This window comes from Williamsia sp. MIQD14 (assembly GCF_051025635.1).
Lineage (GTDB): Bacteria > Actinomycetota > Actinomycetes > Mycobacteriales > Mycobacteriaceae > Williamsia_A.
This window is the reverse complement of record NZ_JBPFDG010000002.1, coordinates 121,340-146,384: the sequence shown is the minus strand read 5'-3', so window position 1 is coordinate 146,384 and position 25,045 is coordinate 121,340. Positions and strand designations below refer to the sequence as shown.

Sequence of the window (25,045 nt, the reverse complement as noted above, 5' to 3'; positions counted from 1 at the left end):
GACGGGACCCGTCACTTGACGGTGAGGCGGTCCTCGAGCTCGTGCACCAGCGCACGCCACGCCTCGGACTCGTTGTCGAACGGGCCGCTGGGGGCCAGTCGCTTCGGGTCGGGGTTGATCGCGTAGTTGACGAACCACCCCAGCGGCGTGGTGGACCCCAGGGCCTCGGACACCGAGTCGTCGTCGGCGAAGTCGGCTGCGTCGTTGAGGAGTTCGACGGCGAGCTCGAGCTGCTTGCGATCGATGCGTCGCGGCCCGTCGGTGATGTCCTCGGCCAGCCCGGGGAGCACGTAGACGTTCTCGTCGAATACGTCGACCTCGAGGGAGCCGTCGGTGGCGGCGACCTGGATCTCGGGGTACGTGCTCACCTCCGACAGCTCGTGGTCGTCGTTGTCGGCGAGGTACCGCACGAGGGCACGCTCGGAGGTGAACACGTAGATCGATCCGTCCTTGCCCAGGAAGATCGGGTCGTCACCGAGGTAGCACCGCAGCGTGTAGTACTCGGAGGCGTCGGTGACGATGCGGATCGGGTCGATACCGACCCCGCTCCAGAAGTCGTCCTCGAGGTCCTGCTCGTCGGCGTCGGCGTCGTCGTCATCGTCGTCGGCGGCAGCCACATGGCGGCCGCGCGACGCCGTCGTGTCCGGATCCTCACCGGGGGCGACGATCTCGACGTCGTCGTCACCGGGCTCGTCCTCGTCCTCGGCGCTCGCCGCGGCCTCGAGCTCTGCTTCGGCGACCGACACCGCCGACGCGTCGACGTCGGGAGTGGAGATCACGTCGTCGATGGCGTCGACCACGTCGTCCCAGTGCTTGTCGATGAGGCCGCCGATGCGCCCCCAGAGCTCCTGGCCCTCCTTGCCGATGAAGTTGCGTGTGCCGGTGGTGACCGCACCGAGGATCGGGTTGCCGTTGAAGAACTTGGTCACGGTGGTGAGTTCGCAGACCTCACCGATGATCCGCACGATCTCGAGGACATCCTCGAGCTCGGCGATCACCTCGGGGGAGGGATCCTCGGACGCGAGCTCGGGCACACCGATCAGGTCGTAGGACTTGTCCTCGGCGGGAACCAGTTCCTCGGCCTGCAGTCCCACGACGGTCTCCCAGGCGGGGTGCTCGACGAGGTCGTTGTCGTCGTTGGTCCGGATGAACGCCACCAGATGGGCGACATCGGCGAAGCCGTAGAGGTCCTCGTCGAGCCCCAGGAAGGCCTCCCACTCGTCGTCACCCTCACGCCACCGAGGCGCCCACAGGGTGAAGGCGTTCCCGTCGGTCAATCCGAGTTCGATCGGTACGATGTCTCCGGCCATGGGAACGAAGCCTAGCCACCGATTCTGATGAGCGGCCACGTGCCCTGGTGAACATCGCGTGTGCGTCTCGTTCGCGCCCTGTGACCGGTCATCGCGGACGGTAGAAGCCCTCGAAGGTCTGATCGAGGTTCGTGGTCCGGATCGCCGACACCTGCACGGGGTCGCCCGCCTCGATCATCTGGTTGTTGCCGACGATCATCGCGACATGTCCCGACCAGACGGCCAGATCGCCCGGGAGCAGCTCGGAGCGGTCCACCCGGAACCCGGCCGTGTCCTGGTCCTGGGCGAGTCGGGGCAGCTCGACCCCCGCCTGCCGATAGGCGTACTGGGTGAGCGCGCTGCAGTCCAGTCCGCGACCCGGCGTGGTGCCGCCCCAGGCGTAGGGGACACCGCGCTGACCCAGCGCAGCGCGAACGGCCGTGGCGGCACGCTGGTTCGGGGCCCAGGCCACCGATCCGTCCGGGAGGGTGATGGGTACCGCGCCCGGTGTGGGTGGGCGTCCGGCGGCAGCGGACGGATGTCGATCGCCGGCCGACGCCGAGTGGGTGGAGGCGCCCGAGGTGGCGGTGGGACGGTCGGACTTCGGGGACGGTCGCGACGACGACCGCCCCGCGGTGGCGCCGGCTCGTTTCATCAGTGCGGTCAGATCGGGTGTCGATGCCGGTGCGGCCCGGCGCCCGAGGCGCTGCGCCCGACGGGCCAGCACAGCGAGCCGGTCGTGGGTGCGTCGCACCACTGCGAGCGCACGGTGCAGATGCTCCACGGCGACCGGGATCAGGGCAGCGACACCGTTCGGTGTGTACACCGACGGCCCGAGAGCATTGGCTGCGGTGACGAACGAGTCGAGAACGGTGCGGAGCTCCCGGGCGGCTGCGGCGACCTCGGCGCGGCCCTCGTCGATGAGGTCGGCCGCGTCGGCGCTGTCGTCGGCGAGTCGCCGGCCGTGACGGCGGTGTACGGAGATCGTCTGCTCGGCGGCGTCTGCAGCCTGTGACCGCCACTGCGGCAACGCCTTCTGTGTCGCGTCCTCGAGTCCTCGTGAGGACTCGTCGAGGCGGCAGCAGCAGTCGCGCAACTCCGTGGCCGGGTCGGTCCCGGGCAGTTCGCCCGTGCCGACCGAGGCCAACAGTGTGCGGATCGGCGTGGCCAGGAGATCGATCGGGCTGGTCATGCGGAGGTCCCGTCGATGGCGACGGCCGCATCGGAGTCGGCGCGCACGTAGTGCACCCGCGTCGCCTCGACGGCCGCGGCGATCAGTTCGAGGCGGCGACCGTGGTCGGCCACCGATGTCGTGTGACGGGTGGCGGTGTCGCGTATGGCCTCGAGGAAGTCGGCCCCGATCGGGCCGACGGTCGCGGCGAGCGGTGCCATCGCGGCGACCGCGGCATGCGGGGCGACGACGGATGCGGCGAGCGCGGTGACGGTGTGATGCAACTGCGACAGGGCATCCGGGGTGACCGATACGGAGTTCATGCCCTCTACGACGGGACGATGACGCGGGTGGTTCCCGTGGATCTGGGTTCGTCGCCGCGACGGCTCTAGGATCGCCCCATGGATGTGACGGTCGTCGACCACCCACTGGCCCGAGCTCGACTCACCACGCTGCGCGACCGACGCACCGACAACGCGTCGTTCCGAGGGGCGCTCGCCGATCTCACCCAGATGCTGATCTACGAGGCGCTGGCGTCGGCCGAGGTGGCCGACGTCTCCATCACCACGCCGGTCGCCGACACCGTCGGCGCCCGACTGGCGAGTCCGCCGCTGTTGGTGCCGGTGCTGCGGGCGGGCCTGGGCATGGTGGAGCAGGCGCACGCGATGGTGCCCGAGTCCAACGTCGGCTTCGTCGGCATCGCCCGCGACGAGACGACGCATCAGCCCGTCCCGTATCTGGAGTCATTGCCCGCCGACCTCTCGGCCACGCCGGTGTTCGTGCTCGACCCCATGTTGGCGACCGGCGGCTCGATGCTGCACACGATCGACCTGCTGCGGCAGCGCGGCGCGGCCGACGTGACCGCGGTGTGCGTCGTCGCCGCGCCCGAAGGCGTTGCCACGCTGGAGGAGTCGGGGCATCCGATCCGGCTCGTCACCGCGGCCGTCGACGACGGCCTCAACGGCGACGCCTACATCGTGCCGGGCCTGGGCGACGCCGGCGATCGTCAGTTCGGCCCGCGCTGACCCGGTGAGGTGGCCGACCACCGTCCGTCGGTGCGCCGCAACTCGACCGGGTGCGCGAAGCACGCGGTGATCGTGGCCGACGTCAAAGAGTCCTCGACCGGCCCCTGCACCACGCAGCGGCCGTCGCGCAGGAGCAGTGCGTGCGACGTCGACGTCGGGAGGTCCTCGAGGTGGTGGGTGACGAGGATGCTCGCCAGGTCGGCGACCTGGGAACGGAGCTGGTCGATCCCGGCGAGGAGTTGTTCGCGGGCGGCGAGATCGAGTCCGGTGGCCGGCTCGTCGAGCAGCAGCAGTGACGGTTGCGCCATGAGGGCGCGGGCGACCAGTGTGCGTCCCCGCTCGCCCTGGCTCATCGTGGTCCACCGCAACTCTCGGCGATCGGCCATGCCGAGGATGGCGAGCAGGTCGTCGGCGCGTTCGTGGTCGGCGGGGGTGTAGGTGCGGCGTGGATCGAGTTCGGGGGTGTTCGTGAGCCCGGTGAGCACGACGTCGTGGACCGGCAGCGGCAGGTCGAGCCGATGTCGCGGGTCGACGTGACCGATGTGGGTGCGCAACTCGCGCATGTCGACACGTCCGAGTCGGGCCCCGAGCACGTCGACCGTGCCGCGGGTGGGATGACCGACGGCGCCCAGGATGTGCAGCAGGGTCGATTTGCCCGCACCGTTCGGTCCCAGCAGCGCCCAGTGTTCCCCGGCGGAGACCTCGAGGGAGATGTCCTGCAACAGGAATCGCCCCCCGCGGACCACGTCGACACCCGACACCGCGACGACCGGCCCGGTCATCGCAGCTCGCCCAGTTCGCCGGCCGCGTCGCGCAGATCGCCGAGCAGGGTGTCGGCGCGATGTTTGTCGGCGTCGAGATGTCCGTGCCCGCCCGCCGCGACGACGACCTCGAGGTAGAACTTCACCTTGGGTTCGGTGCCCGACGGTCGGACGATGACGCGCAGATCGTGGTCGTCGGCGTGACCGACGAACTCGACGGCGTCGGTCTGCAGATGGTCGGTGCGCGTGGCGAAGTCGGTGCGCGTGACGTCGGTGCCGCAGAGCGTCGCCGGGGGCCGAGTGCGCAACCGGGTCATGATGGCGGTGATGTCGTCGGCGGTGTCGGTGCGGATCGACACCTGGCCGGTGCGGTGGACGCCGTGGCGCGCGAACACCTCGTCGAGGGCCGCGCCGAGACCGTTCCCGGCGGCCTTGCGCTCGTGGGCGAGCACCGCGAGGGACACCGCTGCGCTGATGCCGTCCTTGTCGCGCACGGCATCGGGGTCGACGCAGTGGCCGATCGCCTCCTCGTAGGCGTAGCGCAGGCCCTCGCCCGCTCGTACGAGCCATTTGAAGCCGGTCAGGGTCCGTGTGTGTCGCGCGCCGGCGGCCTCGGCGACCCGGCCGAGCAGTGTGCTCGACACGATGGTCGTGGCGACCAAAGGCCGTTCGTCGGCGACGTCGTTCGGTGAATCACGATGCGACAGTGCGGCTGTCGCGAGCAGCGCTCCTGTCTCGTCGCCGGTCAGCATCCGCCACCGACCGTCGACGACAGCTCCCACGGCGCATCGATCGGCGTCCGGATCGAGCGCGATGGCGATGTCGGCGTCGACCCGCCGGGCCAGGGCCAGGAGCAGATCGGCCGCACCGGGTTCCTCGGGGTTCGGGAAGGCGACGGTGGGGAAGTCCGGGTCGGGCGCGAACTGTTCGTCGACGACCACGACGTCGTCGACGCCCGCGGCGGCGAGCGCACGCAGCGCGAGATCGCCACCGACGCCGTGCATCGGCGTCAACGCCACCCGGAGGTTCGATGGGCGCCAACCGCATCGGTCGTGCACCCGCGACAGGTAGGCCTCGACCGCGTCGAGGGCGCGCGGGTCCGGTGCCGACGCCGACGTGGTGGGCACCGACAGCGACCCCACACCGATCCGAGCGATGCGCTCCTCGATCTCGGCGTCGACGGGCGGGATGATTTGCGCCCCCGCGTCCATCGGCCCGCCGCCCAGGTAGACCTTGTAGCCGTTGTCGGCGGGCGGGTTGTGCGACGCGGTGATCATCACGCCGGCGACCGCGGCGTGTCGGCGGGTCGTGAACGCGACGACGGGGGTGGGAACCGGTGTCGCGAAGCCGATCACGTCGAATCCGTGGTCACCGAGCACCCCGGCTGCGTCGGCGGCGAAGGACGACGAGCCGTGGCGGGCATCGTGTCCGACGACGACCACCCCGCCGGCGTGACCGGCGTCGATCAGCCATCCCGCGAGAGCGGTGGTGGTGTGGATGACCACGAGGCGGTTCATCCCGTCCGGTCCGCCGCGCACCGGTCCGCGCAGTCCTGCGGTCCCGAAATGCAGACGGTCGGCAAAGCGCCGGCGAAGTGACGACGGATCGAGACCGGCGAGTTCGGCGCGTGTCAACGGGTCGGGATCGGCGGCGATCCATTCCTCGACGGCCACGGTGTGCTCGGTGTTCACGGGTGCTCGGGGGTCACAGGCGCTCGATCACCTGCGCCAGCAGGGCACCCATCTCGCCTGCCGACCGGCGACCGACGTCGAGGACCTCGGTGTGGTCGAGCGGATCGCCGGTGATGCCGGCGGCCAGGTTCGTCACCAGCGACATACCGAGCACCTCCATGCCCGCGGCGCGGGCGGCGATGGTCTCGTGCACCGTCGACATGCCCACCAGATCAGCACCCATCGTGCGCAGCATCCTGATTTCGGCGGGGGTCTCGTAATGCGGGCCGGGCAGTCCCGCGTACACGCCGTCGGCGAGGTCGGAGCGCACGCCGCGGGCGATCTCGCGCAACCGCGGCGAGTAGGCGTCGACGAGATCGACGAACTGTGCGCCGACGAGCGGTGATCGCGCGGTGAGGTTCAGATGGTCGCTGATCAGGACCGGTTGTCCGACCGACATGTCGGCGCGCAACCCGCCGGCGGCATTGGTGAGGACGACGGTCCCGACACCGGTGGCGGCCGCTGTGCGCACCGCGTGCACGACGCGCGCCGGTGGATTGCCCTCGTAGGCGTGGGTACGCCCGAGAAGGACGAGCACCGATCGGGAGCCGATGCGCACCGAGTGGACGAGGCCGGAGTGGCCGGCCGCGCTCGGCGTCGTGAAGCCCGGCAACTCGGCCATGGCCAGGGTCGCGACAGGGGAACCGAGGGCATCGGCGGCCGGCGCCCACCCCGAACCCAGCACCACGGCGACGTCGTGTCGAGGTACGCCGGTCTGCTCGCCGATCACGACCGCGGCCGCGTTCGCGGCGGTGGTGGGGTCCACGGTCGGGTCGGGATCGCGCGACGCGTGTCCGCTGCTCATGGGTCGAGGGTAGATCGACGCCGACCGCGGTGCTGCGGGAGGATATGGTCGTGCGATGCCGTATCTGACCCGCACCGACGACATCTGGGAGCTCTACCTGGGTGCCGAGGGATCCGAACTCGACCCGGACAACCCGGAGAACCGCTTCACCGGTTCGTGGATCACCGAGGTCCGCGGTCTGCTCGAGACCGTCGCCGACGACGCCACCGGGGCGCTGGTGATCACCGCCACTGGGAAGTTCTTCAGCAACGGACTCGAGATCGCCGAGGTCGCCGATCCGACCAAGCTCGACGGGTACATCGACTCGGTGCACGACATATACGCGCGTGTGCTCACCCTGCCGGTGGCCACGGTCTCCGCGATCAACGGCCACGCCTTCGGCGCAGGCGCCATGCTCGCGCTGTGCTCCGACCACCGCATCATGCGTACCGAACGCGGCTACTGGTCTCTTCCCGAGGTGGCGCTGGGCATGCCCTTCCCGCTCGGCATGGCGTCGCTGCTGCACGAGCGGCTGCCGGAGTCGGTCCGCACCGAGGCGATGACCACCGGACGTCGATACGGTGGGGCGGAGTCCGCGCAGCTCGGCATCGTCGAGGAGGCCGTCGACGTCGAGGAGTTGCTCACCAGGGCCCGCGCCGTGGCCGCCGAGCGCACGGCGTTCGCGGGTGCGAACCTCAACGCCATCAAGAAGGGGATGCGTCGGGCGCTGCTCGCCGACCTCGCGCCGCAGACGTCGTGATGGACCTCGTCGACGCGTGGCTCGCCACGCACGAGAGCGAGATGATCGGCTGGCGTCGGGACCTGCACGCACACCCCGAACTGTCCCGTCAGGAACACCGCACCACCGAGTTCGTGATGGCCGAACTGACCGGCGTCGGTCTGCATCCCCAACGGCTCCCGCTGGGGACCGGTGTGGTGTGCGATCTCGGACCGGCCGGTCCCCGGATCGCGTTGCGCGCCGACATGGACGCCCTGCCGATCGCCGAACGCACCGGACTCCCGTTCACCTCGACCATCGACGGTGTCTCCCACTCGTGCGGGCACGATGCGCACACCGCGATCCTGGTCGCCGTCGCGAAGATCCTGGCCGCCGCCGGTGATCTCCCGGTCGGTGTGCGACTGGTGTTCCAGGCCGCTGAGGAGGTGATGCCCGGCGGTGCCCGCGACGCCGTCGAAGCCGGTGTCACCCAGGGCATCTCACGATTCTTCGCGCTGCACTGCGACCCGAAGCTCGAGGTCGGCAGGGTCGGGCTGCGTGTCGGGCCCATCACCTCGGCCGCCGACCACATCGATCTGCAGTTGCACTCACCCGGTGGTCACACCTCACGGCCGCATCTCACCGGCGATCTGGTGCACGCCATGGGGACGGTCATCACGGGCCTCCCCGCGGTGCTGTCGCGGCGGATCGACCCACGGACCGGGACGGTGATGGTGTGGGGATCGGCTCACGCCGGCAACGCCGCGAACGCGATCCCGCAGGAGGGTCGCCTGCGCGGAACGGTACGCACCGGCGACCACGCGACCTGGGCTCTGCTGGAGCCGCTCGTGACCGAGGTGATCGCGGGTCTGCTGGCCCCGCTCGGGGTGCGTCACCAACTGAACTACCACCGCGGGGTGCCGCCGGTGGTCAACGATGCCGAGGCCACCGAGATGTTGCGGCGCAGTGCGTCAGCCGTCGGCCCCGACACCGTCGCCGACACCGCGCAGTCCGGCGGCGGCGAGGACTTCTCGTGGTACCTCGAACACGTCCCGGGATCGATGGGGCGCCTCGGCGTGTGGAGCGGTGAGGGTGCGCAGGTCGACCTGCACCAACCGAACTTCGATCTCGACGAACGTGCGATGGCCGTCGGCGTGCGCACACTCGCGGGACTGGTCCTCGGCGCCCCGGCCGCCTGAGCGGTCAGGTGTTGAAACTCTCCCCGGGTCCGGGGCCGACATTGCGTGCGTCGCGCACACGCAGTGCGTGGACGTACTCGGCGGGTGCGCCGGCGATCTCGGCCGCCTCGGCCATGACGCCGAGGTAGCGGGCCGACGGCAACCCGCCCTCGAACGCGTCGAGCACATAGAGCCACGCCAGTACCGCACCGTCAGCAGTGTCGATCCGCGCGCGGATCTTGCGGTGGATTCCGAGTTCGGATCCCTCCCAGCTGTCGAGGGAGCTCTCGTCCTCGGATGTGACGTCGTAGAGGACGACGAAGACGCGGGCGTCGGGGTCGGACTTGTCCTCGGTGACCGTGGCGAGGGCACCCTCCCAGCCGATGTCGCCGCCGCCGAAGGTGAGTCGCCACCCGTTGAGCCAGCCGGTGCCGGCCATGGGGGAGTGCGGGGCGCGTTCCATCATCTGGTCCGGATGCATGTTCGACCCGTACGCGGCGTAAATCGGCACGGCGAAAGCCTAGATGGTCCCGTCCGCACGGGACAGGGCGCGGTCGGCGAAGTCTTCACCGATCGAGCTCTCCTGCCGGATCGACTAGGTTCTGGGTCAGGGCGGGACGCCTTCGGCGTCGTGGACGACGTCGGATTCTCAGGACACAGGAGTGATGCACACGTGACGACCATCGCGATCATCGGCGGCGGACCGGCCGGTTACGAAGCAGCCCTGGTGGCCGCCGCGTACGGGGCCGAGGTCACGGTGATCGACGCCGACGGCATCGGTGGGGCGTGCGTGCTGTGGGACTGCGTCCCGTCGAAGACGTTCATCGCCTCGACCGGTATCCGCACCGAGGTGCGGCGCGCGGTCGACCTGGGCATCAATCTCCACCACGACGACGCCGTCGTCTCCCTGCCGCAGATCCACCAGCGGGTGCGTGACCTCGCCTACGCGCAGTCGGCCGACATCCGTTCGCGTCTGCTCAGCGAGGGCGTGACGGTGATCGCCGGTCGCGGTCGACTCGGCGACGCGGAGACGGGAATGTCGACCCACTCCGTCATCGTCACCCCGGTCGGCGGGGAGGAAGCGGGCGGGGACGGCGCCGAGCAGACCGTCGAGGCCGACGTCGTCCTGATCGCGACCGGTGCGTCACCGCGTGTGCTGCCCTCGGCCCAGCCCGACGGCGAACGGATCCTCACCTGGCGCCAGCTCTACGACCTGGAGGAACTGCCCGAACACCTCGTGGTCGTCGGCTCCGGCGTCACCGGCGCGGAGTTCGTCCACGCCTACACCGAGCTCGGCGTACAGGTGACCCTGGTCTCCAGCCGCGACCGCGTGCTGCCCGGCGAGGACGAGGACGCCGCACTGGTCCTCGAAGACGTCCTCGCCGAACGCGGTGTCACGCTGATCAAGCACGCTCGCGCCGACGCGGTCCAACGCAGCGACGACGGCGTCGACGTCCACCTCGCCGACGGTCGCGTCATCAGCGGGTCGCACGTGCTGATGACGGTCGGCTCGGTACCGAACACCGAGAACCTGGGACTCGACACGGTCGGGGTCGAACTCTCGGCGGGCGGCTACCTGTCCGTCGACCGGGTGTCACGCACCGGGGCGTCGGGGATCTATGCGGCCGGCGACTGCACGGGACTGTTGCCGCTCGCCTCGGTCGCCGCGATGCAGGGTCGCATCGCGATGTATCACGCGCTCGGCGAGGGTGTCGTGCCGATCAAGCTCAAGACGGTCGCCTCGGCGATCTTCACGCGGCCCGAGATCGCGACCGTCGGGGTGAGTCAGCAGGCCATCGACGACGGGGAGTACCCGGCGCGGACGGTGATGTTGCCGCTCGCGACGAACCCCCGCGCGAAGATGAGCGGGCTGCGCCGAGGTTTCGTGAAGATCTTCTGCCGACCGGCGACCGGTGTCGTGATCGGCGGTGTCGTGGTGGCACCCAACGCATCCGAGCTCATCCTGCCCATCGCACTCGCGGTGCAGAACAAGCTCCCCGTGAACGATCTCGCGCAGACGTTCTCGGTGTACCCGTCGCTCACGGGCTCGGTGACCGAGGCGGCACGCCAGCTGATCCGCCACGACGACCTCGACTGACCGATCTCACATGACGGGAAACGCATTCCATTTTCGGGACGGGTGGGCGTAGCGTCTGCGACGGGACATCCCCACCCTCTTCAGGTGACCACACGTATCACCGACACTTTTCGCCCCTGTCGGAGTTGTCGTGCCTTCCTCCTCGTTCGTCGATACACCGTCTGTCCACCCGTCGCGGTCGGCTGCCGCCGTGCCCGGGTCCGCCATCCGAGATCTGCTGCGGCTGACCGAGTCCCCCGGAGTTCTGAGCATGGCGGGCGGGCTGCCCGCGACCGAACTGATACCGGCCGAGCGGATCGCGCTGGCCACCGCCTCGGCCCTCGGTGACCGAGATCTGCTGCAGTACACCGCGAGTGCCGGACTGCGCCGGACGCGCGAATCGATCGCCCGCCACGAGACGGTGGCACCCGATCAGGTTCTCGTCACCCACGGATCCCAGCAGGCGCTGTCGCTGCTCGCCGCCGCGCTCGTCGATCCTGGCGACGTCGTCGTCGTCGACGACCCGGTCTACGTGGGCGCGATGCAGGTCTTCGCGTCGGTCGGCGCCGACATCCGGGGGTTGCCGCTGACCGACGAGGGCATCGACGTGGCCACGCTCGCGCAGTGGTGTGCCGACGGGCTGCGGCCGACGATCGTCCACACGGTCACCGCGTTCCACAACCCCGCGGGCGTGAGCGCCGCCTCGGGCCGTCGGCGTGCACTCGCCGAGCTGGCCGACCGGTACGGCTTCTGGGTCATCGATGACGATCCCTACGGCCGCCTACGGTTCGGCGGTGTCGCGCCGCCGCCGACCCGCAGCTTCGGCGAACGGGTGATCACGCTCGGCTCGGCGTCGAAGATCCTCGCGCCAGCACTCCGCGTGGGATGGCTGATCGCCCCGCCGCAGGTGGTCGCACTCGTCGAACGACTCCGGCAGAGTGCCGACCTGTGCGGCTCGGCCCTGTGTCAGGCCGTGGTGGGTGACCTCCTCGACGACACGGACTGGCTGGCCACGCACGTCGCCGGGGTCGCCGCCGCCTATGGTCGACGAGCGCACGCACTCGTCGATGCCCTGGAGGACGTCTTCGGCGACGCGATCGAGATCTCTGTGCCCGACGGCGGCATGTTCTGCTGGGCGCGACTGCCCGGCGTCGACACCACCTCGCTGCTCGACCGGGCGGTCGACCACGGCGTGGCATACGTTCCGGGACAGGCTTTCTCGGTGCAGCGTGACCTGTCCGACCGACTGCGTCTGAGTTTCGCGACGCTGACCGAGGACAACCTGCGCACGGGTGCGGTCCGGCTGCAGGCGGCCGTCGCCGCTGGTTAGAGTGAGGTGCCCGTTCGTCGTGTCGGTCGTCAGGAGCACACATGCCCGCAGTCCTCGTCACCGGAGCCGGTCGTGGCATCGGCCTCGCCACGACCCGGCACCTCGCCGGCGCGGGATGGCAGGTGTACGCCGGAGCGCGATCGGCCGACCACCTCGCGGCCCTGGGTGCGATCGCGAACGTGCACCCGATCCGCCTCGACGTCACCGATTCCGGTGACGTCGGCGCTCTGACCGACGCGTTGCCGGATCGCCTCGACGCCGTGGTGAACAACGCGGGCATCGTGGTGCAGGGACCGGTGGAGGGGGTCGCCCCCGCCGACATCGCGCGGCAACTCGACGTGAACGTCACCGGCCAGATGGCCGTCACCCAGGCGGTGCTGCCGCTCCTGCGGGCGAGCAAGGGCCGGATCGTGTTCATCTCCTCGGTCAGCGGGCGCGTCACGACACCGGGCACCGGGGTCTACAGCGCGTCGAAGTACGCGCTGGAGTCGCTGGCCGACGCCCTGCGCATCGAGCTGCGGCCCTGGAAGATCGGGGTGAGTCTCGTCGAGCCGGGCACCACGCACACCGACATCTGGACCGGCATGCTCGACGATTTCGACGCCATGGTGGCCGGCCTCAGCGACGATCATCGCCGCCTCTACGCCTCACAGAACGCGGGCATGCGCCGACTGCTCCCGCGGCTGCAGAAGACCGCCGTTCCGCCGGAGAAGGTGGCGACCGCGGTCGACAAGGCGCTCACCGACCGCCGCCCGAAGCCGCGCTATCTCTGCGACGCGCCGAGCCGCGCCCAGGTCGCACTGAGTGCCGTGACCCCGACGCGAGTCACCGATCTCGTCCTGTCGGTCGCGACGCGGGCGCGGGCATGACGCGGTTGACGATCGATGTCGATCTCGACGCGGTGCAGGGCGACGTCGCCGGCAAGGTCGGGCGCATCTTGCGCTACTGGGCGGGTGCCGTCGGTCAGATCCCGCTCGATGAGCCGGTCGCCCATGAGCTGATGGACTCCCACCACCGCGCGGTCGGGACACTCCGGATCGAGTGACCCGGCGTCGTCGTCAGGGGGTGGGCCAGGATGTGCCGGTCTCGGTCTCGGCGATCTGCCAGAGGCGTTGCGCGAGTGCGTAGTCGCTCGCATGCGCGGTGCGGCCGGCGAGCGTCGGACCACCCTTGAGTCCGAGGCGACTGTCGATGCCGACGTAGCTGCCCGGCGGGATCGGTTCGGTCATGCAGTACAGCGTGGGCGCCGCGCCGGCGTCGGTGTCGTTGGCCAGGGTCTTCGCGATCGTCTGCGTGACGGTGTGGAACGCCGACATCAGCGGCGCGTCGGAGACGTTCGAGAGGTTCGACGCGACCCACCCGGGGTGGGTCAGCGCGGTGGTGACCGCGGAGCCGGACTCCCGCAGACGACGGTCGAGCTCGAGACCCCAGAGCATGACGGCGAGCTTCGATCGACCGTAGGCGCCCATCGGGTTCCACCGCGACCGGGTGAGATGCAGATCGTCGAGATCGAGTGTCGCGAACTTGTGCGCGTCGGAACCGACGTTGACGATCTGTGAGCGGACGCGCGGCGCCACGAGGTTCGTCAGTGCGAACGGCCCGAGGAAATTGGTCCCGATCGACATCTCGAATCCGTCGGTGGTCTTCTCACGCTTCTGCGCGACCAGACCGGCGTTGTTGACCAGGACGTCGACGTCCTCGGTGAGCCGGTCGGCAAACGCGTGCACTGACGCGAGATGGGACAGATCCACGTGCGATACCTCGGTGGAACCGCCGATCTCCGCGGCCCGTCGCTCGCCGAGGTCGACGTTGCGCACCGCGAGGATGACGTGGGCGCCGGCCCGGGCCAGGGCGTGCGCCGTCGCGAGCCCGATCCCGTTCGTCGCGCCGGTGACGATCACCCGCTGACCGCTCCGGTCGCCGAGTCGTGCCGGAGTCCACTGCTGATCGGTTGCCATGCGATCCACAGTAGAGGCGTCACGATCTCCGGGGAGTCAGCTCACCCAGGGCCCGACCCCGCCGACCTTGTCGATGCGGATGCGCGTGATGTAGCCGGGAGGTGTGTCGGGCGGTGGGAACGCGGTCCCGTGCGGGGCGAGGGTCGCGGCGAGTTCCGTCAGCAGTTCCGGTGCCCCGCCCTCGAGGATGTCCGCGGTGCCGTTGATCGAAAGTAGGGCGTCATCATCGACCCCGGGTCGGACCCGAGGATGGTCAGCGCGACCCGCCCGTCGCGACGGACGTTGCGCACCTTGCGGTACACACCGAGGTGGGCGGTGTGCAGTTCGTCGCCGTCCGGTGTGCGCCGCAGCGCCACCCACACCAGCGAGACCTGCGGGCTGCCGTCGGGGTCGATCGTCGCCAGCGTCGCATCGGCGCCCGCGCCGATCAGGGCGCGAGCCGATTCGTGGAGTTCCATGCCGAAATCAACGCCTGGGTGTCTCGTGCATTCCGGGCGCGCTCACCGGTCAGGTCTGGCAGGTCGTGCAGTGGTAGAGCACGCGGTCGGTGTCGGAGAAGCCGTCGGGTTCGCCGAGGAAGTCGCGGCTCACCGGGGTGCCGCACCGGAAGCAGGGCCGCCCGCCGCGCCCGTAGACAAAGTACCGCCTCCCGTTGACCGTGACCCCGGTGGTCGTCCGGACGCGATTCGTGCGATTGGCCTGCAGAAGCCGATGACACAGATCCACCATCGCGGGGACGTCGACGTCACCGACCGGACGACGCGGATCGACGCCCTGCAGAAAGCAGGCCTCGCATCGGAAGACGTTGCCCACCCCGGCCATGAGGTGTTGATCGAGCAGGGTCAGTCCGACGGGCCGTGCCGGGTCGGCGGAGATCATCGCGACGGCGCGTTCGGCGTCCCAGCCGGGTCCGAGCAGGTCGGGGCCGAGATAGGCCAACGCCGCGTCGGGTGCGGCCAACATCTCGCATGTCCCCAGGTCGAAGCCGACCGCCTCCGCGGACTCGGTGCGCAGCACGATGCGCGCCGCGAACCCCGGCTTGCGCCACCGGGTCCCGATGCGGTGCACGTGCCACGCGCCCTCCATCTTGAGATGGGAGTGGATCGCGAGGTCGTCGCCGACGTCGATGAGCAGATGCTTGCCGATCGATCGCACCGATTCGACCGTTCTCCCGGTGAGGTCGACCGTCGCGTAGCGCGGCACGCGGAACTGCGTGTACGCCAGCGTCTTCCCCTCGAAGGCACGTCGAATGCGTGCTGCCGCCTGATAGACGGTGTCACCCTCGGGCACGTCAGCGAGCCATGTGTCGAATTCGTATTCCGCGTGGCGTGGCGGTGAAACCGGACTCGACGAACGCCGACGCGATCTCGGTGCCGTGGACCGCCTCACCGTCGACGCGTTCGATCTGCAGTTTGCTGACGCGCCCGGCCCGCACCACCTCGGCCAGGGCGGCGGCGGCGGGGGCCACGCGGTCGGAGGAGTCGCCGAAGGTGAGTACGGTCTTCCCGCCGCGCTCGACGAACAACGTGAGATGGCCGTCGACGATCACCACGAGCGCACCGGGTTTGCGACCCGGACGGTGCCCGCTGCCCTCGGTCTGCGTCGCCTCGGGCCAGGCGAGGGCGGCACCGAACGGGTTCGCCGGATCGGTCGAGGCGAGGACGACTGCGACCGGGGGCTCGGAACGGTCGTCGGTCGTGTCCACGGAGTGCTCGCGCAGCGCATCGACGGTACCGACCGCGGCGAACTGCGCACCGCCGAGGCCGTCGATGTAGTAGCCGCGGCGGACCTTGCCGCTGTCCTCGAAACCGCTGAGCGCCTTGTAGACCCGGGCGAAACCGCCGGGGACCTCCTCGCCGGTCACCGATCCCTTCGTGACCACCCCGTAGCGCTCGAGGAGTTGTTCGCAGGTGCCGTGGACCGCCACCGTCGCATCGTCGATGCGCCCGGGCAGGACGAACCACCGGCCGGCCACCGTGGGTGGGGTGGTGCGGGTACCGAGCTGGTTCTCGGTGAGGTAGCGCGTGGTCAGGCGATGGGCCCGTAGCCGTGGTGCGCGTCCGCGACTACGGTGCGTCGGGTTGCCGCGGGGGGCGCCGCCGACGCGCCGCGGGCTGAGCAGCGCGCGTACGGCTCCGAACGAATCGGTGCTGACGTGCCCGGCCCATACCAGATCCCACAGCGACCGCTCGACGTCGTCGTCGGTCGGGGCGGTGACCGCCTGCGGGGGATCGGTGTCGGTGGGGGCCGAAGCGGGGGCCGTCGGTGCCGAGGGGATCGTCGCCAGCTGGCGGAACTGGTAGGCCCCTCCGCGGGCCAGTGTCTCGATGATCGCCTCGTGGGTGGCGCTGGTGTCGATGTCGACGGGGTCGGGCAGGGTGACCGGGGCGAGATCGGTGGGGTGCAGGCTGATCCACCCGTCGGAGGTGCCGAGACGACCGTGACCGGCCCACGCGATCTCACCGGAGGCGAACAACTCGTCGAGCATCGCCGGTTGGTAGTCCACCACCCGGCTGGGCAGCACCAGCGATTCCAGGGCCGAGGCCGGGATCGGTAGTCCGGCGAGCTGATCGACGGCCGTGGCGACACCGTCGATACCGCGCAGACGGGACTTCGCGTTGGGGTCCACGTGTTGCCAGTCGAGCAGGAAGCGGGCGAATGCGTCGACTGACACCGGGGCGATCTCGGCTCGGCTCGCGGCGAGCGAGCCACGTCGGATCTGCGCCAACACATCGGTGTTGCACCACTGCTGCGAATCGCCGCCGGTCCCCGCGGGTTCGGGGCGGAAGTCGCCCTCGATGACGCGGCGGGCGACCGCGAGGCGGGCCAGTGTGTCGCGCACCACGGCGACGGGCAGGCCGGTCGAGGTGCTCGCCTCCGCCACGGTGAACGGGGCGTGGGTACGGGCGTAGCGGGCGACGATGTCACCGACCGGGTCGTCGACAGGTTCGGTGAACGCGGCCGGGATACCCAGCGGCGCAGGGATACCCAACGCGTCGCGCAGACGCGCGGTGTCCTCGACCGCCGCCCACAGCACCCGCCCGCCGTGGTTGACCGAGATGATGCGCCCGGTGGTCTGCAGGGTCGCGAGCAGCGGTGTCGGATCGGGAGGTGTGTGGACACCGTCGATGTCGTCGGGTTCGGATTCGCCCGCCGGATCGGAGAAGCGGTCGGCGATCTCGGCGTCGGTGAGCGGACCGAGCCACCGCAGGAGATCGGCGATCCCCTCGATGTCGTGTGCGCGTCGATCGGGATGCGTGCGTTGCAGTTTCGCCTCGACGTCGGCGATGACGCCGGGATCGAGCAACTCGCGCAGATCGATCCGTCCGAGGAGTTGCGCGAGCAGGGCGGTGTCGAGTGACAGGGCTGCGGCCCGTCGCTCCGCCAACGGCGCATCGTCGGCGTACATGAACGCGCCCACGTAACCGAAGAGCAGCGACGCCGCCAGCGGCGACGGCGTCGTCGTCTCGGTCTCGACGATGCGGATGGTGCGCGAGGAGATGCCGGTGAGCAGCTCGGTCAGAGCGGGGAGGTCGTAGACGTCCTGGAGGCATTCGCGCAGCGTCTCGAGGATGATGGGGAACTGCGGGTACCTCGCGGCGACCTGCAACAGGGCCGCGCTGCGCTGGCGCTGCTGCCACAGCGGTGCGCGGCGACCGGGATTGCGGCGGGGCAGCAGGAGCGCACGCGCCGCGCACTCACGGAACCGACTGGCGAACAACGACGACCCGCCGAGCTCGTCGGTGACAAGCTGCTCCACCTCGTCGGGGTCGATGGTGAACATCGCGGTGCCCGGCGGCTCGTCGTCGGTGTCGGGCAGGCGCACGATGATGCCGTCGTCGGACGCGGTCACCACCCCGTCGAGACCGAGACGCTCGCGCAGGCGCGCCCCGATGGCGCTGGCCCACGGCGCGTGCACCCGTAACCCGTAGGGCGAGTGCAGGATCACGCGCCAGTCGCCCAGCTCGTCGCGGAACCGCTCGATGACGAGGGTCTTGTCGGTGGGCAGGTGGCCGGTGGCGTCCTTCTGTTCGGCGATCAGTGTCGCGAGGTTGTCGCGGGCGTAGGCGGTGAGCCCCAGCTCGCGGGCGCGGGCGTCGAGAGCGCTGGACGACGCGACGGTCAGACCGTCGGAACCCTCGCCGCGCGCGCCGACGCCGCCGAGCCCCTGACCGATCTCGCCCACGAATTTGCCGATGGCCTCGCCGAGCTCGCTCGGGCGACCGACGGCGTCGCCGATCCAGAACGGCAGGCGACCCGGTGACCCCGCGGCGGGGGAGACCAGGACGCGGTCGTGGGTGATGTCCTCGATCCGCCAGCTCGATGCGCCCAGGGCGAAGATGTCGCCGACGCGGGACTCGTAGACCATCTCCTCGTCGAGTTCGCCGACACGCGTGCCCTTCTCGCCGACCATGAACACCCCGAACAGCCCGCGATCGGGGATGGACCCACCGGAGGTGACGGCGAGGCGCTGGGCGCCGGGTCGGCCGGTGATGGTGCCGGCGTCGCGGTCCCACACCACGCGGGGACGCAGCTCGGCGAACTCGTCGGACGGGTAGCGGCCGGCGAGCAGGTCGAGGGTGGCGTCGTAGGCGGAGCGGGGGAGCGTCGCGTAGGGCGCCGCACGCCGCACGGTGGTGTACCACCGTTCGACGTCGAGGTCGTCGACGGCCGACGCGGCCACGGTCTGCTGGGCGAGGATGTCGAGGGGGTTGGCGGGAACCCGGATCTCCTCGATGAGTCCGTCCTTCATACGCGACACCGCCACGGTCGCGTGGATGAGATCGGCACGGTGCTTGGGGAACAGCACACCGCGGCTGATCTCGCCGACCTGATGGCCCGCACGACCGATCCGCTGCAGACCGCTGGCGACCGACGGCGGCGTCTCGACCTGGATCACGAGATCGACGGCACCCATGTCGATGCCGAGTTCCAGCGAGCTCGTGGCCACGACGCAGCGCAGCCGGCCGGCCTTGAGGTCGTCCTCGATGAGCGCGCGCTGCTCCTTGCTCACCGAGCCGTGGTGGGCGCGGGCGAGCACCGGCTCGGCACCCTGGCTCGCGCCGCTGGCCATCACGTGCGCCGGTGCGCCCCCGGGGACGGCGTCGTTCGGTCCGTGGTCGTCGGTGGCGCCGATGCGTTCGGCATGGATCTCGTTGAGGCGGGCGGTCAACCGCTCCGAGAGCCGGCGGGAGTTGGCGAACACGATCGTCGACCGGTTCTTCTCGACGAGGTCGACGATGCTCGACTCGACGAACGGCCACAACGATCCCGCCGTGGGAGCCGCCTCGTCGTCGAACTCGTCGGGACCCGGTGGCGCAGGGATGTTGGCCATGTCGGGGACCGGAACGTCGACGGTGAGGTCGAACGTCTTCGCCGCCGGCGGCGAGACGATGGTGCACGGAGCCGAACCGGCCAGGAAACCGGCCACCCGCTCGGCGGGCCGCACCGTGGCCGACAGACCGATCCGCTGCGCGGGTGCCGTGAGCAGGTCGTCGAGACGTTCCAACGACAACGCCAGATGCGTGCCTCGTTTCGTGCTCGCCACGGCGTGCACCTCGTCGATGATCACGGTGTGCACCGACGTCAGCGTCTCGCGCGCCGACGAGGTCAACATCAGGAACAGCGATTCGGGTGTGGTGATGAGGATGTCGGGCGGCGTCTTCAGCAGCAGTCGACGTTGTGCGGTGGGGGTGTCGCCGGACCGGACGCCGACGGTGATCTCGGGGACCGGGAGACCGAGGGCCGCGGCCGATCGCGTGATCCCCGCCAACGGCGCGCGCAGGTTGCGCTCGACATCGACGGCGAGGGCCTTCAGCGGCGAGATGTAGAGGACGCTCGTCTGCCGCTTGGCGGGCACGTCCTTCGTGGACCTCGTGGGTTCGGCGGGTGTCGTCGTCGCACCGGGCTCACGGGCGAGTCGGTCGAGAGCCCACAGAAACGCCGAGAGCGTCTTCCCCGAACCGGTGGGCGCGACCACGAGGGTGTGTGACCCGTCGGCGATCGCGCTCCAGGCCCCCGACTGGGCCGGGGTGGGCTCGCGGAAGGCGCCGGTGAACCAGTCACGGGTCGGCGCGCTGAAGCGTTCCAGCACGTCGATGTCCGTGGAGGTGGTCATCGGTCCATGATCCACCACGGGTCCGACAGTGTGGATCGGCTGTCTCCGACAGCGGCAGATCGGCTGTCTCCGACAGCGTCCGACAGGGCTGCTGTTGACCGGTGCTGATCGCCGCCCATACAGTTCACCCAGCCGAGTACACGGAGAATCCGGTGACATTCCGGAACGGTCGCGCCACTGTGTGGTCCCCTGCAGGTCAGAGGGCTGAAGTCAGATATCCGATGCCCGGTCATCCCATCCACACCACGCGGGACGCGTCATCCCGCGAGAGGAGATCCATGTCCACCACATCCGTCGCCACCCGCAGGGCCTCGGGCCCGCTGGTCCTCGACACCCCTGATGTCTCGGTGATCAACACCGCGCTGTGGCTCACCGCAACCACCGCGGTCGCCGCGCTCGCCTACTACTTCCTGGGTTACGACCAGGGAGCGGTCTCGGTCTTCGGCGCCGACACCCACGTCCACGAGTTCGTCCACGACGCCCGTCATTTCCTCGGCTTCCCCTGCCACTGATCCCCCTCCCGGTCGCAGAGAAGGAAACCGACAACTCCATGGAGAAGAAATTCATCGGCGCCGGCCTGATCTCGGGTCTGGTCGCCGGATTGTTCGCGTTCGTGTTCGCCCGCATCTTCATCGAACCCCAGGTGGCGAAGGCCATCGACTACGAGTCGGGCCGCAGCCACGCCGAGGAGATGCTCGCAGGCGAGCACGGTGCCCACGAGCACGGTGAGGTGTTCACCCGGTCGGTGCAGGAGAACATCGGTGCCGGCGTCGGCTCGATCGTCTTCGGCCTGGCCATGGGTGCGATCTTCGCGGTCGTGTTCACCGTGCTGTGGGCCTACGTCGGCCGGAGGTACCCCCTCGTGGACCCGCGTCTGGTCGCCGGCCTGCTGACGTTCGGCGGCTTCGTCGCGGTGTACCTCGTGCCGTTCGGCAAGTACCCGGCGAACCCGCCCGCGGTCGGCGACGACGACACCATCGGTGCCCGCAGCGGTTCGTATCTCACCATGACCCTGGTGTCGCTCGCCGTCGCGATCGCCGCCGTCGTCCTGGCGTTCTGGTTGCTGCCACGCATCGGCGGTCTGTATGCGCTCATCGTGTCCGCGCTCGGCTACCTGGCCGCGGTGGGTGTCGCGATGGCGGTGCTGCCCGGCTTCGACGAGGTGCCCACCGCACTGAGGTCGCCCGACGGTGCGATCGTCTACCCGGGCTTCCCCGGTGACGTGGTCGGGACGTTCCGGTTCTACTCGTTGGCGAATCAGATGATCCTGTGGACGGTGCTGGGTCTCGTGTTCGCCGTCGTCCTGACCCGCCTGGCCCGTCGGGCCACCGGCGCGCAGGCCACCCGGCCCGATACCGCGCAGGTCCGCTGACCGTCCGGCTCGTCGCAGCTGCTCGCTCCGCACCGAATCGCGCCCTGCGGTTCGGTGCGGAGTCGTCTGGGCTCGACGACCGGGGCAGGCGGGATGCGCAGGCCCTGGGCGAGACCCTCGGCGACCGCACCGACGCGATCCTCAGCGGACCCGAGGCGTCGGTCCTCCAGACCGCCCACGCTCTCGGCGGGGGCGTGAACATGGTGCCCGAGCTGCGCTCCATCGATCTCGGGTCGTGGACGGGTCGCGCCCCCGAGGAGATCCCCGCCGGCGAGCTCGCCCTCTGGTTCGGCGATGTCGAGAGCGTCCCTCACGGAGGTGAGAGCGTGGCGGCCTTCGTCGCCCGGATCGCGCTGTGGTTCGCCCCGCGGATCGGGGCGTCCGCGTCCGCTCCGTCGGTGCACTCTGCGCCGGCGGCCGTCGTCGTGGTCGCCAAACCCGTCGTACAGGCGGTCGTCGCCCACCTGGGGACGGCAGGGGTGGCGGGGTACTTCTCGGTCGACATCCGGCCCGCCTCGGTGCACACCCTGACCGACGGGTCCGTGCGTCCCGGGTTGTAGACATCCGCGGATGTAACTGTCACTCTGGTGGACGGAACTGAAACAGAATTCATTTTTTGTGTCGTCTGCGGCACGAGGAGGAGTGGGCATGTACGAGTGGTCCGACGAGGATCTGATGATCCGCGACGCTCTGCGGGGCTTCATCGACAAGGAGGTGCGCCCGCATCTCGACGAACTCGAGACCGGGGTGCTGCCGCCCTACGACATCGCGCGCAAGCTGTACACCACCTTCGGCGTCGACCAGATGGCCCGCGAGGGGTTGGAGAAGGAACTCGAGTCCGAGGCCACCGGTGAGGCCAAGCCCGGTGCCGTCAGCGGCGGCATGGGCGACAGCACCTTCATGCTGCTCAACACCGAGCTCGCCGGCGTCAGCCTCGGCATCATCGCGTCACTGGGTGTCTGTCAGCTCACCGTCGGCACGATCCGCTCCAAGGGCACGCTCGCGCAGAAGAAGCGCTGGCTGCCGGAGCTGGTGACCCTCGAGAAGATCGGTGCATGGGCCATCACCGAGCCCGACTCCGGCTCGGATGCGTTGGGCGGCATGAAGACCTCCGTCAAGCGCGACGGCGACGACTACATCCTCAAGGGCCAGAAGACCTTCATCACCAACGGCCCCTACGCCGACACGATCGTCGTGTTCGCGAAGCTCGACGAGGGTGACGGCACCCCGATCCGCGACCGCAAGGTGCTGTCGTTCGTGCTCGACAAGGGCATGGAGGGCCTCACCCAGGGCAAGCCGTTCAAGAAGATGGGCATGATGAGCTCGCCCACCGGCGAGCTGTTCTTCGACAACGTCCGTGTGTCGCCGGACCGTCTCCTCGGCGAGACCGAGGACACCGGCGCGGACACGCGCGGCGGCGAGGGCGCGAAGGCCGGTTTCACCATGGAGCGTGTCGGTATCGCCGCGCTGTCGCTGGGCATCATCAACGAATGCCTGCGCCTGTCGGTCGACTACGCCCGCAACCGCACGCTGTGGGGTAAGAACATCGGGCAGTTCCAGCTCATCCAGCTCAAGCTCGCGGAGATGGAGATCGCGCGTATCAACGTGCAGAACATGATCTTCAGCGCGCTCGAGCGCGGCAAGGACCGCAAGTCCATCAGCCTGTCGGAGGCGTCGGCGATGAAGCTGTACTCGTCGAAGGCCGCCACCGACGTCGCCATGGAGGCGGTGCAGCTGTTCGGCGGCAACGGCTACATGGCCGAGTACCGCGTCGAGCAGCTCGCCCGTGACGCCAAGTCACTGATGATCTACGCGGGCAGCAACGAGATCCAGGTGACCCACGTCGCGAAGGGGCTGCTCGCGGCGAACTAGTGCCCCTCGACGAGAACGACCGCCGAGCCCTCGAGGCCCGGCGGTCGTTGTCGTCTGTGAGGAGAGTTCGTCAGGCGCCGATGGCGCGGGCGAGCTGCGGCCACGAGCGGTGCAGTTCGTCCTCCCAGTAACCCCACGAGTGGGTGCCGGTGCCCGGGAAATGGAACGTGGCGGGGATCTTCAACGCCGCGAGGCGGTCGCGCAGCTGCTGGCTGCACCCGTCGGTCGCGGCCTCGATCGGGCCACCGAGAATGATCTGCGACGCGAGGTCGTTGCCCGGTCGGACCCCGGCCGGGTTCTCGTACTTACCCGGGATGCCGCTGCCGGCCGACACGTAGAGGCTGGTGCCCCGCAGCTTCGCCGCGTTGAGCACGGCGTCGTGATCACGCCAACCCTGGCCGGTGTACGGGCCCCACATGTTGGTGGCGGTGGTGCCACCGCGGGTCTCGACGACCAGACGCACGTAGGCCTGGCCGAGCGGGCTCGACGTGGCGGCGCAGCCGCTGTAGGAGCCGACGGCCTTGAAGACGCCGGGGTGTTCGATGGCGAGGTCGAGGACCGCGGACCCCGACGACGAGATGCCCGCGATGGCGTTGCGTCCGCTGGTCGCGAAGGCCTTGTCGAAGACCTGCGGCAGTTCGATGCCGAGGAACGTGGACCACTTGTTGCGACCGAGCACCGGATCGTCACGCTGCCAGTCGGTGTAGTAGCTGTACGCGCCCGAGTTGGGGGTCACCACGTAGGCGTTCTTGTCGGAGAAGAACTTCACCACGTCGGTCTGGCGTTCCCAGGTGGCCGCGTCCTCGCCACCGCCGGCGCCGTTGAGCAGGTACAGCGTCGGGCGCGCCACGGAGCGATCGGCCGGGAGGATCACCGAGAGCGGCACGACGCGGTTCATGGCCGCCGAGCGCACCTCGATCGTGAGCTGACGGTCGTTGATCGGGGTCACCGACACCAGCGATGATCCGTCGGCCGACGTTACGCCGGGCGCGGGCAGGTCGGCGGGCGCGGCCGACGCCGCGGAGAGGGGGGTGAGCAGGCCGACCGCGAGCGCGGCGGTCACCACGGCGACGCGCAGCGGCGCGATGCGCACACGGGGAGTCCTCGAGAACACTGATGGGCCTTTCGATCGTCGCGCGGATGCACGTCGGAGCGGTGTCGCAGCACGTGGGACGGGTGTCACCCCACGTCGTCGAGTCGATCGTACGATGCGGAGCCGACTCGTGGCCCCGCCGCGGTGATCACGGTATCGGGGGCAACCGGTGTCGTTCAGGTATCGGGGTTCTCGTCGCTCGCGTTTCCGGCGTCGTCGACCTCGAGTCCCAGCGCCCCGGCGACGAACCGGGTCACCACGGTGACGCCTGTGGCCAGCGCGTCGTCGTGTCCCGGGCGCGCCGAGCCGCCCACTGTCGCCCGCGCGTCGTCGATCGGATCGGCCCACACCGCGGCCACGAGTTCACCGGTGGTCGGTTCGCAGACCGCCCACACGAAGCGCGACTCGTCGGCCCAGGTGGTGGCGGCGTCGGCGACGAACTGCGCGGGTGCTGTGTCGTCGTCCCAGTCGATGGCGGTGTCGCGCAGGGCGTACACGTCGCTCACCCGGTCGTCGTCACGCAGCCCACGCAGATACCAGGCGCCCGCGTTGATCTCGACGGTCTCCAT

General features: G+C 69.8%; 23 protein-coding genes and 1 pseudogene. 11 read left to right on the top strand and 13 right to left on the bottom strand.

The genetic code is table 11. From position 1 onward, the window contains the following. Positions 1-11 precede the first annotated feature (11 nt). The 3 genes from ACQ7HM_RS08190 to ACQ7HM_RS08180 all read right to left on the bottom strand — a co-directional run bounded on the left by ACQ7HM_RS08190 (position 12) and on the right by ACQ7HM_RS08180 (position 2,783). Complete coding sequence (locus ACQ7HM_RS08190; RefSeq protein WP_434215775.1) at positions 12-1,310, bottom strand: primosomal protein; 1,299 nt, start codon at positions 1,308-1,310, stop codon at positions 12-14. An 88-nt stretch (positions 1,311-1,398) separates the two neighbouring features. Continuing rightward, entirely contained in the window at positions 1,399-2,481 is a 1,083-nt protein-coding gene (locus ACQ7HM_RS08185; RefSeq protein WP_434215774.1) for a C40 family peptidase, read from the bottom strand. Then, positions 2,478-2,783, bottom strand: coding sequence for a type VII secretion target (locus tag ACQ7HM_RS08180; RefSeq protein ID WP_434215773.1), 306 nt, complete (start codon positions 2,781-2,783; stop codon positions 2,478-2,480). The genes ACQ7HM_RS08185 and ACQ7HM_RS08180 overlap by 4 nt, the downstream gene beginning before the upstream one ends. Positions 2,784-2,861: 78 nt before the next feature. Here ACQ7HM_RS08180 and upp point away from each other — a divergent pair, with 78 nt between their 5' ends. Beyond that, the gene (gene upp / locus ACQ7HM_RS08175; protein ID WP_434215772.1) at positions 2,862-3,485 is read left to right on the top strand and encodes a uracil phosphoribosyltransferase; all 624 of its coding nucleotides are present in this window, start codon (positions 2,862-2,864) and stop codon (positions 3,483-3,485) included. Here upp and ACQ7HM_RS08170 read toward each other — a convergent pair. The 3 genes from ACQ7HM_RS08170 to ACQ7HM_RS08160 are packed head-to-tail and all read right to left on the bottom strand — an operon-like array spanning position 3,467 to position 6,781. Beyond that, complete coding sequence (locus ACQ7HM_RS08170; RefSeq protein ID WP_434215771.1) at positions 3,467-4,267, bottom strand: ABC transporter ATP-binding protein; 801 nt, start codon at positions 4,265-4,267, stop codon at positions 3,467-3,469. The genes upp and ACQ7HM_RS08170 overlap by 19 nt on opposite strands. Next, complete coding sequence (locus tag ACQ7HM_RS08165) at positions 4,264-5,937, bottom strand: phospho-sugar mutase (RefSeq protein ID WP_434215770.1); 1,674 nt, start codon at positions 5,935-5,937, stop codon at positions 4,264-4,266. Before ACQ7HM_RS08165 ends, ACQ7HM_RS08170 begins: the two co-directional genes overlap by 4 nt. Before the next feature lie 13 nt (positions 5,938-5,950). Then, positions 5,951-6,781 (bottom strand): purine-nucleoside phosphorylase, encoded by an 831-nt coding sequence (locus ACQ7HM_RS08160; RefSeq protein ID WP_434215769.1) that lies wholly within the window; start codon positions 6,779-6,781, stop codon positions 5,951-5,953. Positions 6,782-6,836: 55 nt separating this feature from the next. Here ACQ7HM_RS08160 and ACQ7HM_RS08155 point away from each other — a divergent pair, with 55 nt between their 5' ends. Continuing rightward, on the top strand, positions 6,837-7,520 hold the full coding sequence (locus tag ACQ7HM_RS08155; RefSeq protein ID WP_434215768.1) for an enoyl-CoA hydratase/isomerase family protein: 684 nt from the start codon (positions 6,837-6,839) through the stop codon (positions 7,518-7,520). Beyond that, complete coding sequence (locus ACQ7HM_RS08150; RefSeq protein ID WP_434215767.1) at positions 7,520-8,677, top strand: amidohydrolase; 1,158 nt, start codon at positions 7,520-7,522, stop codon at positions 8,675-8,677. Before ACQ7HM_RS08155 ends, ACQ7HM_RS08150 begins: the two co-directional genes overlap by 1 nt. A 4-nt stretch (positions 8,678-8,681) precedes the next feature. On the opposite strand, the gene ACQ7HM_RS08145 is transcribed toward ACQ7HM_RS08150, so the two are convergent. Next, positions 8,682-9,167 (bottom strand): gamma-glutamylcyclotransferase, encoded by a 486-nt coding sequence (locus ACQ7HM_RS08145; protein WP_434215766.1) that lies wholly within the window; start codon positions 9,165-9,167, stop codon positions 8,682-8,684. A gap of 162 nt (positions 9,168-9,329) precedes the next feature. Between ACQ7HM_RS08145 and ACQ7HM_RS08140 the strand changes: the two genes are divergently transcribed. The 4 genes from ACQ7HM_RS08140 (at position 9,330) to ACQ7HM_RS08125 (ending at position 13,108) form a co-directional block, all read left to right on the top strand. Continuing rightward, positions 9,330-10,754: an NAD(P)H-quinone dehydrogenase gene (locus ACQ7HM_RS08140; RefSeq protein ID WP_434215765.1), complete on the top strand. Its 1,425-nt coding sequence runs from the start codon at positions 9,330-9,332 to the stop codon at positions 10,752-10,754. A gap of 190 nt (positions 10,755-10,944) precedes the next feature. After that, complete coding sequence (locus ACQ7HM_RS08135; RefSeq protein WP_434215764.1) at positions 10,945-12,063, top strand: PLP-dependent aminotransferase family protein; 1,119 nt, start codon at positions 10,945-10,947, stop codon at positions 12,061-12,063. Positions 12,064-12,104: 41 nt separating this feature from the next. After that, the gene (locus ACQ7HM_RS08130) at positions 12,105-12,932 is read left to right on the top strand and encodes an SDR family oxidoreductase (protein ID WP_434215763.1); all 828 of its coding nucleotides are present in this window, start codon (positions 12,105-12,107) and stop codon (positions 12,930-12,932) included. Beyond that, positions 12,929-13,108 (top strand): hypothetical protein, encoded by a 180-nt coding sequence (locus tag ACQ7HM_RS08125; protein ID WP_434215762.1) that lies wholly within the window; start codon positions 12,929-12,931, stop codon positions 13,106-13,108. The genes ACQ7HM_RS08130 and ACQ7HM_RS08125 overlap by 4 nt, the downstream gene beginning before the upstream one ends. Before the next feature lie 13 nt (positions 13,109-13,121). Here the strand turns inward: ACQ7HM_RS08125 and ACQ7HM_RS08120 are convergent, their stop codons facing one another. The 4 genes and pseudogenes from ACQ7HM_RS08120 to ACQ7HM_RS08105 all read right to left on the bottom strand — a co-directional run bounded on the left by ACQ7HM_RS08120 (position 13,122) and on the right by ACQ7HM_RS08105 (position 20,139). Then, positions 13,122-14,021, bottom strand: a complete 900-nt coding sequence (locus ACQ7HM_RS08120) for an SDR family NAD(P)-dependent oxidoreductase (RefSeq protein ID WP_434215761.1) — start codon at positions 14,019-14,021, stop codon at positions 13,122-13,124. Between the two features lie 36 nt (positions 14,022-14,057). Then, a pseudogene (locus ACQ7HM_RS08115) lies at positions 14,058-14,479 on the bottom strand (TIGR03618 family F420-dependent PPOX class oxidoreductase). Between the two features lie 49 nt (positions 14,480-14,528). Beyond that, positions 14,529-15,311 (bottom strand): DNA-formamidopyrimidine glycosylase family protein, encoded by a 783-nt coding sequence (locus ACQ7HM_RS08110; RefSeq protein WP_434215760.1) that lies wholly within the window; start codon positions 15,309-15,311, stop codon positions 14,529-14,531. A 1-nt stretch (position 15,312) separates the two neighbouring features. Then, positions 15,313-20,139, bottom strand: a complete 4,827-nt coding sequence (locus ACQ7HM_RS08105) for an ATP-dependent helicase (protein ID WP_434215759.1) — start codon at positions 20,137-20,139, stop codon at positions 15,313-15,315. A 278-nt stretch (positions 20,140-20,417) separates the two neighbouring features. Between ACQ7HM_RS08105 and ACQ7HM_RS08100 the strand changes: the two genes are divergently transcribed. The 4 genes from ACQ7HM_RS08100 to ACQ7HM_RS08085 all read left to right on the top strand — a co-directional run bounded on the left by ACQ7HM_RS08100 (position 20,418) and on the right by ACQ7HM_RS08085 (position 23,383). Beyond that, positions 20,418-20,651, top strand: a complete 234-nt coding sequence (locus ACQ7HM_RS08100; protein ID WP_045822276.1) for a CbtB domain-containing protein — start codon at positions 20,418-20,420, stop codon at positions 20,649-20,651. 38 nt (positions 20,652-20,689) lie between these two features. Continuing rightward, entirely contained in the window at positions 20,690-21,511 is an 822-nt protein-coding gene (locus tag ACQ7HM_RS08095; protein WP_434215758.1) for a CbtA family protein, read from the top strand. After that, positions 21,409-22,071: a histidine phosphatase family protein gene (locus tag ACQ7HM_RS08090; protein ID WP_434215757.1), complete on the top strand. Its 663-nt coding sequence runs from the start codon at positions 21,409-21,411 to the stop codon at positions 22,069-22,071. The genes ACQ7HM_RS08095 and ACQ7HM_RS08090 overlap by 103 nt, the downstream gene beginning before the upstream one ends. A gap of 88 nt (positions 22,072-22,159) precedes the next feature. Next, on the top strand, positions 22,160-23,383 hold the full coding sequence (locus ACQ7HM_RS08085) for an acyl-CoA dehydrogenase family protein (RefSeq protein WP_434215756.1): 1,224 nt from the start codon (positions 22,160-22,162) through the stop codon (positions 23,381-23,383). Between the two features lie 70 nt (positions 23,384-23,453). Here ACQ7HM_RS08085 and ACQ7HM_RS08080 read toward each other — a convergent pair whose 3' ends face one another. Both ACQ7HM_RS08080 and ACQ7HM_RS08075 read right to left on the bottom strand, forming a co-directional pair. Then, on the bottom strand, positions 23,454-24,476 hold the full coding sequence (locus ACQ7HM_RS08080) for an alpha/beta hydrolase (RefSeq protein WP_434215755.1): 1,023 nt from the start codon (positions 24,474-24,476) through the stop codon (positions 23,454-23,456). Between the two features lie 176 nt (positions 24,477-24,652). After that, complete coding sequence (locus tag ACQ7HM_RS08075; protein WP_434215754.1) at positions 24,653-25,045, bottom strand: hypothetical protein; 393 nt, start codon at positions 25,043-25,045, stop codon at positions 24,653-24,655.